General features: G+C 68.6%; 1 pseudogene. It reads right to left on the bottom strand.

Annotated elements, in window-relative coordinates:
* Positions 1-191 precede the first annotated feature (191 nt).
* Positions 192-551: pseudogene (locus G4D87_RS38530) on the bottom strand (GspE/PulE/PilB domain-containing protein); the annotation flags it as partial.

Here is a 551-nt window from a genome sequence, read left to right as displayed (position 1 = left end):
GGACATGAGGGCTCCGGCGAGATTCCAGGGCGCCCGGCAGGACGCCATCTGTACCCATTTTCCGTGATCCCCTTCCCCAGTTGCTTGGCCCCTTTATTTTTTGAGAATCGAGGCTCGAATTTTTCTCGAACCGGGTGAGTCTTCGTCCCACTCTGAGCTCGAATGTGGCTCAGCGAGCGCCAGGGTAGGACTCAGTGCGAGTGTGGGAACGGGTCGAGAGCGCCCGGGTGGGGCCTCAGCCGGCGGACGGCGCGCAGCAGGAGCTCCTCGTCCCGGGGGCTGGCCAGGAAGCCGCGTGCGCCGAGCTCGCGGGCCCGTTCGAAGTTCTCGTCATCGCTGCCGTGGACGATGAGGGCGCCCTGGATGTGGACCTCCCCGGCCAGCAGGCCTTCCATGGCCTGGAGGGGCGCGAGCACGACGTCCTCGGGCCCGGTGTGGAGCACCTCCAAGGGGGTGGCGGTGCGGGCCTGGAAGCCGTGCCTCGACAGCAGCCGGGAGATGAGGACCGCCGTGACGGGCGGCCAGCCGTAGAGGCGGAGGGGCCCTCCGGG

This window comes from Myxococcus vastator, assembly GCF_010894475.1.
Classification (GTDB): Bacteria; Myxococcota; Myxococcia; order Myxococcales; family Myxococcaceae; genus Myxococcus; species Myxococcus vastator.
This window is presented reverse-complemented; position numbering and strand designations above follow the sequence as displayed.